This window comes from Chryseobacterium gleum, assembly GCF_900636535.1.
Taxonomy (GTDB): domain Bacteria; phylum Bacteroidota; class Bacteroidia; order Flavobacteriales; family Weeksellaceae; genus Chryseobacterium; species Chryseobacterium gleum.
On sequence record NZ_LR134289.1, the window covers coordinates 3,342,122 to 3,360,000 of the forward strand.

General features: G+C 36.8%; 16 protein-coding genes. 9 read left to right on the forward strand and 7 right to left on the reverse strand.

The features are described 5' to 3' along the window. The first annotated feature begins 56 nt into the window (after positions 1 to 56). The 3 genes from EL165_RS15185 to EL165_RS15195 all read left to right on the forward strand — a co-directional run bounded on the left by EL165_RS15185 (position 57) and on the right by EL165_RS15195 (position 4,900). Entirely contained in the window at positions 57 to 1,133 is a 1,077-nt protein-coding gene (locus tag EL165_RS15185) for an FAD-dependent monooxygenase (RefSeq protein ID WP_002984050.1), read from the forward strand. A 2-nt stretch (positions 1,134 to 1,135) separates the two neighbouring features. Beyond that, positions 1,136 to 2,293 carry a pyridoxal phosphate-dependent aminotransferase gene (locus EL165_RS15190; protein WP_002984052.1) on the forward strand — a complete coding sequence of 386 codons (1,158 nt, stop codon included), beginning with the start codon at positions 1,136 to 1,138 and terminating at the stop codon, positions 2,291 to 2,293. A gap of 162 nt (positions 2,294 to 2,455) precedes the next feature. Beyond that, positions 2,456 to 4,900, forward strand: a complete 2,445-nt coding sequence (locus EL165_RS15195) for a TonB-dependent receptor plug domain-containing protein (RefSeq protein WP_002984053.1) — start codon at positions 2,456 to 2,458, stop codon at positions 4,898 to 4,900. A 41-nt stretch (positions 4,901 to 4,941) separates the two neighbouring features. Here EL165_RS15195 and EL165_RS15200 read toward each other — a convergent pair whose 3' ends face one another. Continuing rightward, positions 4,942 to 6,159 (reverse strand): PQQ-dependent sugar dehydrogenase, encoded by a 1,218-nt coding sequence (locus tag EL165_RS15200; RefSeq protein ID WP_002984055.1) that lies wholly within the window; start codon positions 6,157 to 6,159, stop codon positions 4,942 to 4,944. Positions 6,160 to 6,264: 105 nt separating this feature from the next. On the opposite strand from EL165_RS15200, the gene EL165_RS15205 reads away from it, so the two are divergent. From EL165_RS15205 to uvrB, 3 genes are all read left to right on the forward strand, one after another. Further along, positions 6,265 to 6,636 carry a BlaI/MecI/CopY family transcriptional regulator gene (locus EL165_RS15205; RefSeq protein WP_002984057.1) on the forward strand — a complete coding sequence of 124 codons (372 nt, stop codon included), beginning with the start codon at positions 6,265 to 6,267 and terminating at the stop codon, positions 6,634 to 6,636. A 2-nt stretch (positions 6,637 to 6,638) separates the two neighbouring features. Beyond that, positions 6,639 to 8,039 carry a M56 family metallopeptidase gene (locus EL165_RS15210; protein ID WP_002984061.1) on the forward strand — a complete coding sequence of 467 codons (1,401 nt, stop codon included), beginning with the start codon at positions 6,639 to 6,641 and terminating at the stop codon, positions 8,037 to 8,039. A 158-nt stretch (positions 8,040 to 8,197) separates the two neighbouring features. Next, on the forward strand, positions 8,198 to 10,189 hold the full coding sequence (gene uvrB, locus EL165_RS15215) for an excinuclease ABC subunit UvrB (protein WP_002984065.1): 1,992 nt from the start codon (positions 8,198 to 8,200) through the stop codon (positions 10,187 to 10,189). A gap of 77 nt (positions 10,190 to 10,266) precedes the next feature. Here uvrB and EL165_RS15220 read toward each other — a convergent pair whose 3' ends face one another. The 4 genes from EL165_RS15220 to EL165_RS15235 all read right to left on the reverse strand — a co-directional run bounded on the left by EL165_RS15220 (position 10,267) and on the right by EL165_RS15235 (position 13,128). After that, positions 10,267 to 10,494, reverse strand: a complete 228-nt coding sequence (locus EL165_RS15220) for a DUF3820 family protein (protein ID WP_041462123.1) — start codon at positions 10,492 to 10,494, stop codon at positions 10,267 to 10,269. 18 nt (positions 10,495 to 10,512) lie between these two features. Continuing rightward, positions 10,513 to 11,592 (reverse strand): AI-2E family transporter, encoded by a 1,080-nt coding sequence (locus EL165_RS15225; protein ID WP_002984071.1) that lies wholly within the window; start codon positions 11,590 to 11,592, stop codon positions 10,513 to 10,515. An 11-nt stretch (positions 11,593 to 11,603) separates the two neighbouring features. After that, positions 11,604 to 12,329, reverse strand: a complete 726-nt coding sequence (locus EL165_RS15230; RefSeq protein ID WP_002984076.1) for a hypothetical protein — start codon at positions 12,327 to 12,329, stop codon at positions 11,604 to 11,606. A 73-nt stretch (positions 12,330 to 12,402) separates the two neighbouring features. Then, positions 12,403 to 13,128 (reverse strand): hypothetical protein, encoded by a 726-nt coding sequence (locus tag EL165_RS15235; protein WP_002984077.1) that lies wholly within the window; start codon positions 13,126 to 13,128, stop codon positions 12,403 to 12,405. Positions 13,129 to 13,172: 44 nt separating this feature from the next. On the opposite strand from EL165_RS15235, the gene EL165_RS15240 reads away from it, so the two are divergent. Both EL165_RS15240 and EL165_RS15245 read left to right on the forward strand, forming a co-directional pair. Further along, positions 13,173 to 14,150, forward strand: coding sequence for an aminodeoxychorismate synthase component I (locus EL165_RS15240; protein WP_002984081.1), 978 nt, complete (start codon positions 13,173 to 13,175; stop codon positions 14,148 to 14,150). After that, entirely contained in the window at positions 14,134 to 14,760 is a 627-nt protein-coding gene (locus EL165_RS15245) for an aminotransferase class IV (RefSeq protein WP_002984084.1), read from the forward strand. The genes EL165_RS15240 and EL165_RS15245 overlap by 17 nt, the downstream gene beginning before the upstream one ends. A gap of 2 nt (positions 14,761 to 14,762) precedes the next feature. Here EL165_RS15245 and menD read toward each other — a convergent pair whose 3' ends face one another. Further along, positions 14,763 to 16,433, reverse strand: coding sequence for a 2-succinyl-5-enolpyruvyl-6-hydroxy-3-cyclohexene-1-carboxylic-acid synthase (menD, locus tag EL165_RS15250; RefSeq protein WP_002984087.1), 1,671 nt, complete (start codon positions 16,431 to 16,433; stop codon positions 14,763 to 14,765). Positions 16,434 to 16,517: 84 nt separating this feature from the next. Between menD and EL165_RS15255 the strand changes: the two genes are divergently transcribed. Next, positions 16,518 to 17,468, forward strand: a complete 951-nt coding sequence (locus EL165_RS15255; protein ID WP_002984089.1) for an isopenicillin N synthase family dioxygenase — start codon at positions 16,518 to 16,520, stop codon at positions 17,466 to 17,468. A 47-nt stretch (positions 17,469 to 17,515) separates the two neighbouring features. Here EL165_RS15255 and EL165_RS26665 read toward each other — a convergent pair whose 3' ends face one another. Next, positions 17,516 to 17,695, reverse strand: coding sequence for a bacteriocin-like protein (locus tag EL165_RS26665; RefSeq protein ID WP_002984092.1), 180 nt, complete (start codon positions 17,693 to 17,695; stop codon positions 17,516 to 17,518). Positions 17,696 to 17,879 lie beyond the last annotated feature (184 nt).

Here is a 17,879-nt window from a genome sequence, read left to right on the forward strand (position 1 = left end):
AATAACACAGATTAACAATACTTAAAAAACAAACCTGAAAAAATCCGTTATTCCGAATGAAGAAAATTGCTGTCGTGGGCGCTGGCATCTCTGGCCTAACCATGGCAAATTACTTAGAAAAACACAAGATTGACTATCATATTTATGAAAGAAGAGAAAAGGAAGATCTGTCAGGCCATGGCTTTCTCATTCCCAAGGAAGGGATGGACTATCTTTATGAGATAATTGATCCTGAAACCCTCCTCAAACACGGAAATTTTCTGAAAAAATACATCCAGTATTCTCATACAGGAAAGATTCTGACAGAAAAGAAACTGGACCATGTTTTTGCCATTTCAAGACACTCTTTAATAAATCTCCTGGCACAAAGCATTTCTCCCGAAAAGATTACCTATGAAGAGACTGTAATCCCTGATAATCAACAGACCGGAAGACTAAAGCTTTCTGACGGAACCGATATTGATGCTGATATTACGGTCATTTCTGATGGTTCTAAAAGCCGTATCAGAAGGGATCTTTTTAAAGATGAAAAAATGAGCGTGGTAAGAGAAAGTGAAGTGGTCAATATCATACAAGACAAAGAAATCGCAGATTCCATTGAGAATGACTTCATAAAATTTCATCACGAGGAAGGCGGACTGACTTTTGGAATCCTCAGGCTTTCGGAAGACACTATTCTGTGGTATTCACAGTTTGATAACAAAAAATACATGATCAACGAATGTTCGCCAGAGAACCTGAAGAAATATATGCTTGAAGTATTTGAAGACTGGCACCCTTTGATTCCTTCCATTATACAGAAATCAGACTATAAAAACGTGCATTTATGGTGTGTTTATGAATTGGAAAAATTACATCCGTTTTATAAAGACAATATTGTATTCATCGGGGATGCAGCACATCCCTTAATTCCTTTTACCAGTCAGGGGGTTACTTCCGCATTAAAAGACTCTTTCACTCTCACTAAATATTTAGTCGAAGAAAAAAACACCGAAGAAGCTTTTAAAAAGTATGAAGCAGAAAGAAAACCCGAAATTGAAACTCACATCAGTAACGGAAGAACCTTGTTAGAACAGTTCCTGCTTCCTCTTCACCAACAATCAAAAAATATTTTACCCATATCTTATAAATAAATATGTTTACCAATAACGATATCAATTTTGAAGCCCTGAAAAGAAAAGCCTACAACGGAAGATGGGCTACCGTGGAAGATGGTATTATTCCTCTTACAGCTGCTGATCCGGACTTCAGAACAGCGCCTGAAATAGAACAGGGAATTATTGAATATCTTAAAGATGGCTATTTAAGCTACGGACCATTTTCCGGACTGCCGGAATTCAGAAAAAGCGTAGCCGATCATTTCAATCAGGAAAAACACGGAAGTTTTACTCCTGAAAATATTCTGGCAGTTAACAGTGCTGCTCAGGGAATGTTTCTTATTGCATCTTATGTTCTTAAACCCGGCGATGAAGCCATTATTCTAGATCCGGTAGATTTTCTTTTCAAAAAATCAGTGGAAACTGCTGGCGGAAAGATCACGCTTTGCCCTGTGGATACAACATCCGGTGAAATTGATTTTGAAAAACTGGTTTCTCTAATCAGCCCTAAAACCAGGCTGATCAGTATATGCAATCCTCACAATCCACTCGGAAAGGTTTATTCTAAAGAAATCCTGATAAAAATAGCTGAGGTTGCTTCCGCTCATGATCTTTGGGTGATGAGTGATGAAATCTGGAGTGATATCATTTATGACAATAAAGATTTTTATACATACTCTTCCGTTTCAGAAAAAGCGAAGAAAAAAAGTTTTACGGTATATGGATTTTCAAAATCGTTTGGAATTGCCGGCTTGAGAATTGGAGCTATATTATGTAATGACCAGGACGTTCTTGAAGATTTTACCGAAAAATCAAATTTCAATTCGACAATAGAAGGAGTTTCTACCTTATCACAAATTGCAGCAAGTGTAGCCCTTGAGAAAGCAAAACCCTGGTACAGAGAATTTTTAGCACATTTACAAAGCAACAGAGATCTTGCATTTAGCTTATTAAGCCAATCCGAAATTGTAACGCCTAATTTGCCTGAAGCTACCTTTGTCCTGTTTCCAAAGATCAAAAACGGAATGACCAGCGATGCTTTTGCACAGCATGTTCTGCAGCAGGGAAAAGTTGCAATAGTACCCGGTTCGGAAAGATGGTTTGGAAAAGGAGCGGAAGGACATGTCAGGATTTGCTTCTCCACTTCAAGAGAAATTTTAGAAGAAGGAATTAACAGAATGATTACAAGCTTTTAATGTTAAAATTTTTCATTAAAATCGAATATTAAGTTATTATTTTACCGAAATTAACACAAATCAATATTAAATTAAGACTTTCATACTAAATATTAAATTTCGATATTGATTTAAAAATAAATATTGATAATTTTGATTGAATCATCACTCAAAATTATCAATATGAAAATAAAATACATCAGCATTATTTTCCTTGGAGCTTCTACCCTTTCCTATGCCCAGCAAATAAAGGATACTTTAAAAGAATCAAAGATAGACGAAGTAGCCATTACCGGAAGCCGGAATAAAAAAAGAACCGTTGTTAATACTCCTGTCCCTATTGATATCATCGATATTAAACAGGTAAGCCAGTCAACCGGCCAGGTGGAAGTCAACCAGCTCTTACAGTTTTCTGCTCCCTCTTTCAATTCCAACAAACAATCAGGATCCGACGGTGCTGATGCAGTAGATCCCGCCACTTTAAGAGGTCTTGGCCCTGATCAGACGTTGCTTCTTTTGAATGGGAAAAGATACCATCAATCTTCACTGATCAATCTTTTCGGAACCAAAGGAAGAGGAAATACCGGATATGACATGAATACCATTCCTATTGGCGCCATCAAAAGAGTGGAAGTTCTTCGTGACGGAGCCTCTGCCCAATACGGATCGGATGCTATTGCAGGGGTAATTAACGTGATCCTTAATGATCGTGACAAAGGTTTTGAAGGCAATGCATTCTATGGAATGAATCTTTTCAAAAGCCCCGGAAATAATGATGTTGTTTCCGATCACAAAGTGGATGGGACTACTTTTGATTTCAGCGGGAATTTCGGAACTAAAATAGGATCAAAAGGCGGCTTTGGAAATTTTACAGCAGAATTTATCAACAAAGATTATGCGATACGTAATGCCAATCCCGATATCTACAATAAACCATCTCTGGCACCAAGACAGCGCTTCGGAGATGCCAAGGCTCAAAATATTTATTTTTTCGGCAATGTTGAACTTCCTCTATCAGATGGATTAAAATTTTATTCCCGTCAGGGTTTTTCACACAGAAACACCAAAGCCTATGCGTGGACCAGGACAGCGGATGCAGATGGAAATATCCCTGAAATATATCCTTCAGGCTTTAATCCGATTGAAAATACCAGCATTTCAGATTTTACTTTTGACAATGGTTTAAAATTTAAGGTCTTAGACTGGGATGTGGATTTTTACAATGCTTTTGGCAATAACAGGTTTACCTATCAGATTGACAATACCATCAATGCTACTTTGGGAGTGAAATCACCGACAAGCTTTAATGCCGGAGGGCATTCATTGCTGCAGAATACGACTGGCTTTAATGCTGTGAAACAATTTAAAGTACTGGAAGGACTGAATATTGCTTTCGGATCAGAATTCAGGTATGAAAAATTTAATATTATCAAAGGTGAAGAAGCCTCCTATGCAATGTATGATATCAATGGAAATGTGGTTACAAAAGATACTCCACAAAATTTATGGGTATCAGTACCTGGTTCTGATCCTACACGTTACCGTCCTGGGGGATCACAAGGGTTTCCCGGCTATTCTATTGATTTAGGCAAAAGCAGAAATAATTTTGCAGCATATATAGATACGGAATTAGATGTTACAAAAAACTGGATGATAAGTGTTGCAGGAAGATTTGAAAATTATAATGATTTTGGAAGTACTTTGAATGGAAAATTTGCGACAAGATACGCGATCACTCCGCAGTTTGCTTTCCGTGGTTCCGTTTCTACCGGATTCAGAGCGCCTTCTCTGGCGCAGAAGTATTACAGCCAGCAGTTCACCAACTTCCAGGGCGGTAAACTGGTCACTATTCAGCTCGCTTCTAATGACAGCAAGCTGGCAAGCAGCCTTGGAATTCCCCAATTGAAACAGGAAACTTCTGTAAATGGAAGTGCCGGATTTACTTTCAATACAGGAAAATTTACAGCAACAATAGATGGTTATTATATTCAAGTGAAAGACAGAATCGTCCTTACCGGATATTTTGCACAAGAAGACTTACCGGCAGAAGTTCAGGCGGAGAATCCATTTATTGACCAGGTGCAGTTCTTTTCCAATGCAATTGATACCCGTACGAAAGGGGTTGACCTTATTTTAAGCTATAGCGAAAATATAGGTTCCGGAAAACTCACTGCCACTTTAGCCGGAAACTATAACGACATGGAAATTACCAAGGTAAATACATCCGAACAGCTGGCAGGGAAAGAAGATATTTATCTGAGCGAAAGAGAAAAGGCATTTATTCTGGCTTCAGCGCCAAAAACCAAAGTTAATTTAAATCTTAACTATAAAATCAACAAATTCAATGTAAATCTGCAGATGGTAAGGTTTGATAAAGTAACCTTAATTGGGTATGACGGCGCAAAGCAGGTATATAATCCAAAGGTAACAACGGATCTGTCTTTTGGCTGTGAATTTTCTAAAAATCTGAATCTGACGTTGGGAAGTAAAAACCTATTCAACCGTTACCCTACTTTACAGACAACCCAAGTAACTAGCGGAAATACAGAATCCGGAGGTATTTTTGATCCTGTACAGATGGGATTTGCAGGAAGGCAGGTTTTTGCCAGACTTAACTTTAAGTTCTAACAGAAAATAAAAACTCCTGAGAATCTTCAGGAGTTTTATTTTTATTTTTTTGAAATTTTATAGAGCTTACCACTGTCTGTTACGGCATACAGGTTTCCGTCCAATCCATTCAATACATCCCGGAAACGCTCTTTCTGATCTGCCAGAAGACGTTCTTCTCCTACTACTTTATTATCTTTCATGACAATTCTGTCGATATGTTCTCCACTTAAACATCCGATGAAGAGGTTTCCTTTCCATTCATCAATATTTCCGGTGTAAAAAGTAACCCCACTTGGAGAGATCACCGGATCCCAATAATAAACCGGCTGTTCAGTTCCTTCTTTCTGTGTAATGCCCTGGCCTACCTTATCACCGGAATATTCAATTCCATACGTCACATCTCCCCAACCGTAGTTTTTGCCCGGCTTAATGAGATTGATTTCATCTCCTCCTCTTGGTCCCATTTCGACATCCCATAAATTTCCAGCAGGATCAATTGCCAACCCTTGCGGATTACGGACGCCATAAGCATAGATCTCTGGCTTATAGCCTTGTTTTCCGATAAAAGGATTTCCGGGAGCAGGCTTACCATCTTTTGTAATCTTCAAAATTTTTCCAAGATAATTATCGGTTTTCTGAGCATATGCCCTGGTTACTTTATCCGATCTTTCTCCTGTACTGACAAATAAATATCCGTCTTTATCAAAAGCCAGACGGCTTCCATAATGTTTATCTCCATCGTAGGAAGGTTCTGCACGGAAAATAACTTTTACTTCTGAAATATTTTTAAGATCTGCAGACAGCTTTCCTTTGGCTACAGAAGTTAAGTTTCCTTTTCCGAACGGTTCAGAAAAGCTGAAGTAAATTATATTATTGGTTTTAAAATCGGGATCAAGAGCCACATCCAGCATTCCTCCCTGTCCTTTAGAATCTACTTTTGGAAAGCCTTCTATTTTTGAAATTTGTTTTCCGTCTGTTGAAACAACATTCATATGTCCGTTCTTGTCAGTAATAAGAAACCTTCCGTCAGGCAAATTGATAATTCCCCAGGGTCTTCCCAAATCTTTATTCAATACCTCTACAATATATGCTGTTGTTGTCTTCACAGCCTTAATTCTTGTCTGTCCTTGAAATGCCGGCCTGTAGTCAGAATTAGGATTTTCCGTTTCTACACTGCCATCATTTCCGGTTTTCTGGGCATTTGCATGATTTTCCTTACATGAAGATAAAATAAGAAAAAGGCTTATTGCCGGGACATAAAATTGATTGATTTTCATAGCATTATGATTAGATGTAAAAAAATGAATGGAAAAATAATGCCATAAAGTTTGTAAATATTAATTTTTATTCTACATTTGTAGAACAAATTATAAAATTGTAGAATGAAAGAGATTAAACTGACAGATTCTGAAAAAATCCTTATGGAAATTCTTTGGGAAAAGAAAACCGTTTTCATGAAGGATATTCTGGAAGCCTCACCAGAACCCAAACCTGCACCATCAACTATTGCTACATTACTTAAAAGAATGCAGAATAAAGAACTGGTTGGCTATAAACTGTATGGAAATTCCCGCGAATATTATCCAAAAGTAGAGAAAGGGGAATATTTCAAGGAAGAAATGACTTCCATGATTGACCGTTTTTTCAACAGCTCTGTAACACAGTTTGCCTCCTTTTTTACTTCCAATTCAAAACTTAGCCAGAAGGAACTGAAAGAGCTTCGTGATATTATTGACAAACAGATAAAAGAATAAAGATGATTGCTATTGTTTTAAAAATAATCCTCTGCTCTTCTATTTTCATTACTGTCTATTTTCTGTTTTTGGAAAAAGAAAGAATCCTTAGATTTAACCGTGTGTATTTGCTAAGCTCATTATTGCTTTCATATGCAATTCCGTTTATTACCATTACTTTGCCAACTCATAACAGCGCAAAAACACCTCAATTAGTTATTGAAGAAACGGCACAACAACTCGTTGTCATTCCGCAGGAGCAGGGAAGTTTTAACTTGACGAATATGATGTGGGGAATTTACATATTGATCACTTCATTTCTGTTGTTGAGAAACCTTATTTCCTTACTTAAAATCGCAAGAATATCCGGAAGGAAACACTTTTACCACAAACATACTATATTATTGACAAAAGAAAATCTTTCTCCCTTCAGTTTTTGGAAAACAATTTATATGGGGGAAAGCTATATGAATAATAACGTGATAGATCCAAGAATTTTCATTCACGAAAAGACCCATATTGAACAAAAGCACAGTATAGACATATTGATTTTGAATGTTTTAAGGATTTTTAGTTGGTTCAACCCCATTCTTTTACTCTATAACAAAGCTATTATCACCAATCATGAATTCCTGGCGGATGAAGCTGTTATGAAAAACAATTGCGACATCAAAGAATATCAGAATCTTATTCTTGAAGAAATTCTAAATCATCAAAACCCACCTTTGACTCATTCATTTAATTTTAATAACACCAAAAAAAGATTTATTATGATGAAAACAAAAAAAACAAAATTTAGTCTGTTAAAAAAAACAGTCGGCATCACTGTTTTAATTTCTGCAGTAGTCTTATTTTCCGAAAGAACATATGCTGAGAATCCCAATCATTTTCTTTTTTCTGAAAAAATAACAGAAATGCCAACCCAAATTGGAGATCAAAGACCTTATCAAACCAATTTAGTTACTCCTTCATACCATGAAAAAACAAAAGAAGCGCAGACATCCGCTATAACAGGTTTCAAAAAAGAGGAATTAAAAAAAGTTTCGGATACAATAGTTCCAAGAATAGATGAAGGTAAAAAAACAAATACAGTTATCAATACTCAACAGAGTTCTAATGAAATTCCGGCGCAATATCCTGGTGGGGATAAAGACTTAAAAATCAAAATAAGCAGAAATGTGGATGTAAGTAATTTGGGAGGCTATAGCGGAACTATAACATCTACCGCTTATATTCATATTAATGAGATGGGAAAAACGACAGAGGTAACGACTTCTGGGGAAAACGAAATCCTAAACAGGGAGCTTCTAAAAACGGTCACTGAAATAAGTAATGAAACCAACTGGAAGCCTGCAATGAAGGATGGAAAAGCCATTGCTTCAGTATTAAAGATCCCCGCAACAATGACCTTTACACGTCCATAACAACAAAGTGCTAATAATTAGCACTTTTTATTTTTTCAATTGTTTTGTTTAGCTTCAAAAAATCAAAACTACAAGGATAATCTGTTAAAATTTTATAATCAAAATATTCACCTTCAAAACATTATACAGTCTTATCATTTCTTTTGTATTTTTGTTATATGGATTTTAAACTTCAATCAGAATATAAACCTACCGGAGACCAGCCCCAAGCTATTGAAAAGCTTACCGAAGGAATAGAGATCGGTGAGAAATATCAGACGCTACTGGGAGTAACTGGTTCCGGAAAAACCTTTACTGTTGCGAATGTTATACAAAACGTTCAGCGTCCTACACTAGTTCTGGCACACAATAAAACACTGGCAGCACAGCTCTTCATGGAGTTTAAAGAATTCTTTCCGGAAAATGCGGTGGAATACTTTGTGAGCTACTATGATTATTACCAGCCTGAAGCATATATTGCCACTACCGGAACGTATATTGAAAAAGACCTGAGCATCAATGAAGAGGTTGAGAAATTACGTCTTTCCGCTACGGCCAGCCTTCTTTCAGGAAGGAGGGATGTTTTGATTGTTGCTTCAGTTTCATGTATATATGGTATCGGAAATCCAACAGAGTTTCACAAATCCCTGATTTCTATTGCCATCGGCGAGAAAGTAACAAGAACCGCTCTGCTTCATTCACTCGTTAATGCTTTATATGCCAGAACATTAAATGAATTCCAAAGAGGTACATTCCGTGTAAAAGGGGATGTCATTGATGTTTTTCCGGCGTATGCAGACAATGCGATCAGAATCCAGTTTTTTGGAGATGAAATTGAAAAGATTCAAAGTTTTGATCCTTTAACGGGAAATGTGGAGTCTAATTTTGACCAGATTCAGATTTATCCAGCCAATCTTTTTGTCACTTCAAAAGAAACCTTAAACGGCGCTATCAGAGAGATTCAGGATGATATGGTGAAGCAGGTTGATTTCTTTAACTCTATCGAAAAACCTTTGGAAGCCAAAAGACTTCAGGAAAGAACCGAACTGGATCTTGAGATGATTAAAGAGCTTGGCTACTGTTCCGGAATTGAAAACTATTCCAGGTATCTGGATGGGCGTCTTCCGGGAAGCAGACCTTTCTGTCTGATTGATTATTTCCCTAAAGATTTTCTGATGGTGATTGATGAAAGCCACGTAACGGTTCCACAGGTTCATGCCATGTACGGTGGTGACCGTAGTCGTAAGGAAGCATTGGTAGAATACGGATTCAGACTTCCTGCTGCGATGGACAACAGGCCTTTAAAGTTTGAGGAATTCGAAGCCATGCAGAACCAGGTAATTTATGTTTCTGCAACACCTGCCGATTACGAACTGGAGAAAACCGGAGGAGCTTATATAGAACAAATTATCCGTCCTACAGGACTTCTTGATCCTATCATTGAGGTAAGACCTACTTTAAATCAGATTGATGATCTGATGGAAGAAATCCAGAAGAGAGCTGATGCCGATGAAAGGGTCCTGGTGACTACCTTAACGAAGAAAATGGCAGAGGAGCTTACCAAATACTTCACCAAGTTCGGAATCAGAACAAGATATATCCACTCGGATGTTGAGACCCTGGAACGTATTCAGATCATGCAGGACCTTCGTTTGGGACTTTTCGACGTACTTATAGGAGTAAACCTCTTAAGAGAAGGTTTAGACTTACCTGAAGTTTCTTTAGTGGCTATTTTAGATGCAGATAAAGAAGGAATGCTGAGAAGCAGAAGATCTATGATCCAGACGGTAGGCCGTGCTGCAAGGAATGTGAACGGAAAAGCGATCATGTATGCCGATAAAATCACCAAATCTATGCAGGCAACTCTGGATGAAACAGAATACCGCCGTGCCAAGCAAATGAAGTATAATGAAGAACATGGACTTCAACCAAAAGCTTTGAATAAAAAGATTTCTGAAAATCTTGTCGGAAGAAGCAAAGACTTCCCGGATGAAAAATATACTCAGAAAGAAATTCTTCAGAAGGTGGCGGAAACAAAAGCCAGCTATGCAAGCGAAGATATTGATAAAATGATTGCCCAGAAGCAGAAAGAAATGGAAGCTGCAGCAAAAAACCTTGACTTTATTAAGGCAGCGAAGCTGAGAGATGAAATTGAAGCTTTGAAGGCTTAAATAATTGATTATAAAAAAGTTTCGGAGGCATCTTCGATGCCGCCGAAACTTTTTAACCGGTTGTTATATTTTAATTTTTACAATCCATTTCTTACTGCTGCCCTAATAGGAATTAAAAGGTCCATCAGCCCATTCAGCTTGATTTCATAGACGGTTGCAAGCTGCATCCCCAGTTTTCCTTTGGGCATTCCGCTTCTGTTGAACCATTCCAGATAGCTGATCGGAAGATCTGCAAGGATTGTTCCTTCGTACTTACCAAAAGGCATTTTGATAACGCAGATTTCTTTTAATATTTCAGAATTTATACCTTCCACTTTTTATACTTAAATTAATTTTTCCTGAAGATCATTCTGATTTGGTAATTCGAGATCCGGAGGCGTTTCTTCATCCGAAAATTCATTTCTGTACACCTGAATCAGCAAAAGGGTCAGAGAGATCAGAATAGGCCCGAAAATAAGCCCCATAAAGCCAAACAGATTCATTCCCATGATAATTCCGAATACGGTATTTAAAGGGTGAATATTTTCCAGCTTCTTTAAAAGGGTAAAACGGAGAAGGTTGTCCGTAAGACCTACCACCACTACACAGTATGCGGCCAATCCTAATCCCGGCCCCGTATTTCCTTCAGCAATCATAAAGATACATACCGGAACATAAACAATAGCAGTTCCTACTACAGGAATTACCGAAGAAGCAGCTGTAAGGGCAAATAATAATACAGGTCCCGGAGCACCAAAGATTATATATCCTATCAGAGAAACTATTCCCTGTCCTACTGCTACAACAGGAATCCCGATAGCATTGGCCATAATCAGTTTCCTCATTTTATCGCCAATCAGGGAAATGTTGGCCCTCTTAAGAGGTGCAGCATTACTTAAAATCCTTTCAAATAACCTGGGTTTTTCCAGCATAAAATAAAGAATAAAATACATGGACATAACCACCGTAAGGGTATTGAATGTCCCACTTAGCGCAGAAGTAGAAATCTTTCCTACAGAATCCTTCAGCTTTGTCATATTTTCCTTGCTGAGAATATCAAATCCTACTTTATCAAAAATATAAGTATGTATCTTGTCCAGAAAAATATTGAATTTGGCCATATATGCCTGTGCATTTCCCAGTTTATCAATAATCAGATCAGCAATAAAATAGATGGGAAGAATAAGAACAATAAGGCTTGCAAACATTAATGCAAAGGCGGCCAGGGAAGGTTTCCATTTTTTTTCTTCCTGCAGATAAAAATTGTATTTTCTGCAGACTACATATATGGTAATTGCTCCCAGAACCGAGGGAATAAACAATGCCAGATTAAAACAGATCAATCCCGTCAATACAAGAATGATTGCCAGCAATGACACCTGCTTTATTGCAACACTGCTTATTTGCTTGTCCTTATTCATCATGCTTTTCTATTTTACTTGCTGTACATAATTTGTCTTGGTTTTCCTAAGAAAGCGCAATAAGTAGAGTACATGACAATCATAATAAATGGTGCCGTCAAAATAACTCCTATTCCGCAAAGAACAACGCCTGCAATAGAAATCAGGAAACCGAGGAAACCCGTTAACAAAAATGTTCCATAATTTTCTTTAGCAATATTGAACGATTTCCCCAAAGCCTCTGTTGCTGAAGCATTTTCAAATAAAAGAATAGGATACCCAATTAAAAGGAAAGGATATACAAAAATGATCGGCAGCACACACAATGCCAGTGCCACAGACGAAATGATTCCGGAAAGAAGACTGTAGATCAGGATATTAACAAAATTCTGACGGTATCCAATGAAAAGATCAGAAAATTCAATCGGATTTTTGGTGTTGTATTTATTCACCATATAGATCAATCCTACATACAGAGGGGATAATAAAAGACCGAAAAGACTGGAAACTCCCATATATAAAGGAAGTCCCGGAGCACTCCAGTAATTAAATTCTCCTCCTGATTTCATTTCTTCAACCATGGAAGCAGAGTCAAACCCAGTAAGCATTTGAATAACAGATCCTCCGATCAGGTAAACAACCATCGCTACGATTCCATAACCGAAGACTCCTTTATACATTTCAAAAGCATGAGAAATAATAGACCCCGTATCTCTGTTAGGCACAGAGCCTTGTTGGTCAAATTCGTTAAATTCAGACATAGTTTAAATATTTAATGATTTTGACCAAATTTAGTTTTTTTTAGTAAAAAATCATATTAAACAGGGACGAAATTTAAATTTTCTCTGAAAAAATGGTTTTATAAAGTGAGTAAATCATGGCATTCCAAAAGGGGAAAGTGAAAAGTCCACCTATCAGAAATAAGGCGAATCCTAAATATTTAAACAGAAAAGCCACAATCACACAAACCATTATTTCAACAAAATACATTTTAAACGCTTTAAAATTCAGAGAGATAGCTTCGAAAATCCTTTTATTGGTAAAAAACATCAGCGGAGCGACAAATAGAGTCACCGCAACCCAAAGTACTGCCAGTATTATTGTAGGAATAGTAAATTTGTAAATGAAGAACCAGAAAAGGAAATATCCTACATATTTAAAAAAGTTAAGTCCGTTATATCCTACAAACAAATCACCTATTACAATATTTTCCCTGAGATCAAGCTTACGGAAGATCTGAAACATCCCAAGATTCAATGGATATAAAAATGCTGTGGTTCCCCAGATTGCCAGTGTGAACATCTGATAATTTTCAGTAGCCGTTATTTCTTCCATTTTTTTCAGATAAGCCTGGGTTCCTTCCATAAAGGCTTCCTGTAATTCTTTATTATATGAAAAAACGTCATACTTCTGTCCGAAAAGCATAATTGCGGTAAGAAATATTCCAAAAAAGATGATTGAAAACATCAACTGAAAAACGAGTGTTTTATTCCAGTAGAAAAATGCCTGCTTCAATATAAAATCTATTCCCGGTTTCTGAGGATATTTGTTCTGCATCATAAAAAATTTATGCAAAAGTAAACATCAATAATTATTTTTGCGGAATGTTTTCAGTGAATCATCAAAAATTTATGGAAATGGACGAACTTTCTCTTCAGAAGGTTCCCTATTTTTTCGTGATCGACTTTCTTTCGGAGAATGTTGAAATATACCAGGAGAAAGAGATTGAAAAATCAGGATTAATAATTGATTTTCAAGATTTTAACAACATTAAAACAGTACACGATCTTAACAAAAAAGTGGTATGGAAATCATTTCCGGAAACACAGGAAAGCTTTAAAATCGGATTTGATAAAGTTCAGAAAAATATTCGTCTGGGAAACTCTTATCTAGTAAATTATACCAGAAAAACGAAGATAGAGACCAATTTAACCTTAGAAGAAATTTTTTATCACTCAAATGCTAAGTATAAGGTATTTTATAAAGATTTTTTTGTATTTTTTTCTCCTGAAACTTTTGTAAAGATCATTGATGGCAAAATTTTGACGTATCCGATGAAAGGAACAATTGATGCTTCCATTGAAAATGCAGCAGAAATCCTGAAGAATGATAAAAAGGAAAAAGCAGAACATTACACTGTTGTAGACCTGCTTAGGAATGATCTGAGCATGGTGGCCGATGATGTAAAGGTAGATCAGTTTCAGCATATTGACTTTATCAAAACACAGCAGAAAGATCTGTACGCAATGAGTTCCGAAATTTCAGGCACAGTAAAATCTGAATTTATCGGCAGGATAGGAAGCATTATGAAAAAACTGCTTCCTGCGGGCTCTATTTTAGGAGCTCCGAAACCTAAAACACTGGAAATTATTCTGAATGCAGAAGGATATGACAGAGGATATTATACAGGAGTCTGCGGATGGTTTGACGGTCAGAATGTTGACAGCTGTGTCATGATACGCTTTATTGAAAAAGAAGGAGATCAACTTTATTTCAAAAGCGGAGGCGGTATAACGCATATGAGTAAATTAGAAGACGAGTATCAGGAAATGAAAAATAAAATCTATGTCCCAATTCATTGAAAGTATTAAGGTAGAAGATCAGGAGGTTTTTTTATTGGATCTGCATCAGAAGCGTGTCAATCAAACGTTTTCCCATTTCGGAAAGGAAGACTCTATCGATCTGGCCAAAATCTATAAAAGTCTGCAGCACGATGAAGATGGTCTTTTTAAACTAAGAATTGCCTATGACCTTGATAAAAAGATCAGGACACAGATGATTCCCTATGCCATTCCTGAAATTCAGGATTTTCAGCTGGTAGAAAACAACAGTTTCGATTATTCTTTCAAGTTTGAAGATCGTAAGGAGCTGGATAAAATGAAGATGAAAGCCAAGACAGAAGAAATTATCATCGTCAAAAATAATCATATCACGGATACTTCTTTTTCCAACCTTTTATTTTTAAAGGGAAAAGACTGGTTTACCCCTTCTACCTATCTGCTGAACGGAGTACAGAGACAGCATCTTTTAAAGCATAAAAAGATCAAAGAAACGGAAATCACTTTACAGAATATAAAGCAATTCTCCCATTTCCAGATCATTAATGCGTTGAATGATTTTGATGACATGTTCATCTACTCCATCGACAGAATTATCAATCTGCCGGGCAATGAAGAATATCTTGATCTTTAAATCTATTTCATAAATTCAAAATACGACTTCAGAACGTCTGCACTGTTCTTCCCGTGAGTGTTCACTTCAAGGATTTTCGGCTGTGCATCTGGCTTGAAGAAGTTTTCCAGAACTCTGTCCAAAGTAAGTTCATCTTCCACTCTGATGTAGGAAAAACCGAAATGCTTGGCCAAAGATTCTGCATTTTTACGGTGTTTTGTAGCAATAAACTCATCCAGCGTATTTGGATTGGCGTTTCCTGGTCCCGGAATGATTTTAAAGATATTTCCTTCACCATTATTGAAGATCATAATTCTTACAAATGGTGGAATATACTGATTCCAAAGCCCGTTGATATCATAAAAGAAACTCAGATCTCCAGTGATCAGCAAGGTTGGATTTTCATTTTTGATGGCAAATCCCATTGCTGTTGAAGTAGATCCATCAATACCGCTCGTTCCCCTGTTGCAGTATATCTTTCTCTTCCCGAAATCAAACAGCTGGGCATATCTGATCCCTGATGAGTTACTAAAATGAATATTATAATTTTCAGGAACCGTTTGGGAAGCCTTATTGAAAAAATAGAAATCAGAGAATTCAATTGTATTTAAGAACTGCTCATGCTTAGCATCTTTTTTGTCCCTTAAAACATCCCAGAGATTAAAGTAAGGTCTTGGCTCCAGATTGATAAATTTCAGCAGTTTTGAGAAGAAAACTTCAGGCTTTACTTCTATTTTTTCAGTCAGTGAAAAATAAGTATCCGGCTGCCATACTTCATCCAGGTGCCAGTGCTGTTTCGGACGGGCACTTCTCAGGAATTGCTTTACTTTTTTGGAAACTACATTCTGTCCTACTGTAATCAACAGATCAGGAGCATATGTTTTATAATCTTCTTCCGTAAAATTAAAAATATAACGGTCTATATGTCTGAAAAACTTTTCATGATATAAGTTGGAGTTCGCTTCACTCAATACCACAACAGAATGGTTTTTTACCAGCTGCGTCAATTGATTTTCAAGTTCCGGACTGTAATCTCTTGTTCCCACCAACAGCATAATTCTCTGTGAAGTATGCCATTCTGCAATCAGATTGGATGGGATTTCATAATCTCTATGCTTGATTGTTTTTTCAACTGTCGGGAAAGTCGGAAGTTCAGAAACCAATTCGTACAATGGTTCTTCCAAAGGAATATTAATATGTACAGGCCCTTGTTTTTCAAAACAAAGCTCGATCGCCTTTTTTATCGTGTCGAAATTAATATCTTCCGCATTCTCCTTACTGTCTTCCAGCAATTGAAAATCACCGTAAGAGTGCTGATGAAAAACATCTTTCTGTCTGATCGTCTGCCCATCAAAAATATCAACAAAATCCGTCGGCCTGTCAGCTGTTAACACCAAAAGAGGAACATTCTGATAAAATGCTTCTGTAATGGCTGGATAATAATTGACTACTGCTGATCCGCTGGTACACGTAATTGCTACCGGCTTTTTCTCACTTTTCGCCATTCCCATTGCCACGAAAGCAGCACTTCTTTCGTCTACAATGCTGTAGCAGTTAAAACTATCTACCTCTGAAAAATGAATGGCCAAAGGAGCATTTCTTGACCCCGGAGAGATGACGATATCTGCAATTCCGTACTGCTGAAGAAGATGTGCAAGTATTTGGATACTTCTCTTAGAAGAATATTTTTTCATACAGCAAATTTAACTTATAAATAATGATTTTAAAATCATTTAAATTAAAAAAAATGTAATTTTGCTGTTCGTAAATTTCTAAAAATGGATAAAATACCTAGTGTAGACCTGCGTGATTTCCTTTCGGACAACCCGGAACGCAAACAGAAATTTGTAAATGAAATCGGAAAAGCTTATGAAGAAATTGGTTTTGTAGCCCTAAAAGGCCACTTTCTTGATGACAACCTGGTAGATGATTTGTATGGAGAGGTAAAAAACTTTTTTGACCTGCCTGTGGAAACGAAACAAAAGTACGAGATTCCCGGAATTGGAGGCCAGAGAGGTTATGTAGGATTCGGTAAAGAAACTGCAAAAGGTTTCAAAAAAGGAGACTTAAAAGAATTCTGGCACTTTGGACAGTACCTGTCTCATGATTCCAAGTACAGAACTGAGTATCCTGACAATGTAATCGTTGATGAACTTCCAAAATTCAATGAAGTAGGTAAAGAGGCATTCCAAATGCTTGAGAAAACAGGACAGTACGTGCTGAGAGCTTTAGCATTACATCTTGGTTTAGATGAATTTTATTTTGATGACAAAATCGCAGAAGGAAATTCTATTTTAAGACCCATTCACTATCCGCCAATCACTGAAGAACCGGATGATGCAGTAAGAGCAGCTGCACATGGTGATATTAACCTTATTACCCTTCTAATGGGAGCACAAGGTAAAGGTCTTCAGGTTCAGAACCATAATGGAGAATGGATCGATGCTATTGCAGAGCCTGACGAACTGATGATCAATGTCGGAGATATGCTGTCAAGACATACCAACAACAAATTGAAATCTACCATCCACAGAGTGGTAAATCCGCCAAGAGAATTGTGGAGTACTTCAAGATATTCAATTCCCTTCTTTATGCATCCTATCAGTGCAATGTCTTTAAATGCACTTGAGAACTGTGTAGATGAAAACAATCCAAAATTATACGAAGATACTACTGCCGGAGAATTCCTGCATGAAAGATTGATTGAGTTAGGATTGATTAAAAAATAAAAAATAATGGCTGCCCTATAGGCAGCCATTTTACTATAATAATTCCGTTAGAAACATGGAACAAGCGTACATAACATTGTACAACTATTCATTCTATAACAACCATTATTTTGATTATTAAGTTCCTGACAAGGATCATCTGGAGATTCTCTGAGATCATAGCATTTATCAATTCCTCCTGAAATAGTTTTCAATTCTTTTCTTTCAATTTTCTTTAAATTTTTCATAGTTATCGTTTAATTATCTCCTAATCTGTAAGCTTTTCGGATTACGCAAGCTTAAAATTAGTATTTATTTCATAATAATTGAATAAAGATTTATAAATGTTTGAATCATTTTACTATTAAATTTTTATTTTTACACAACAAGCCTTGTTTAGTTAAAAATATTTTGCTTATTTTTACTTTAACT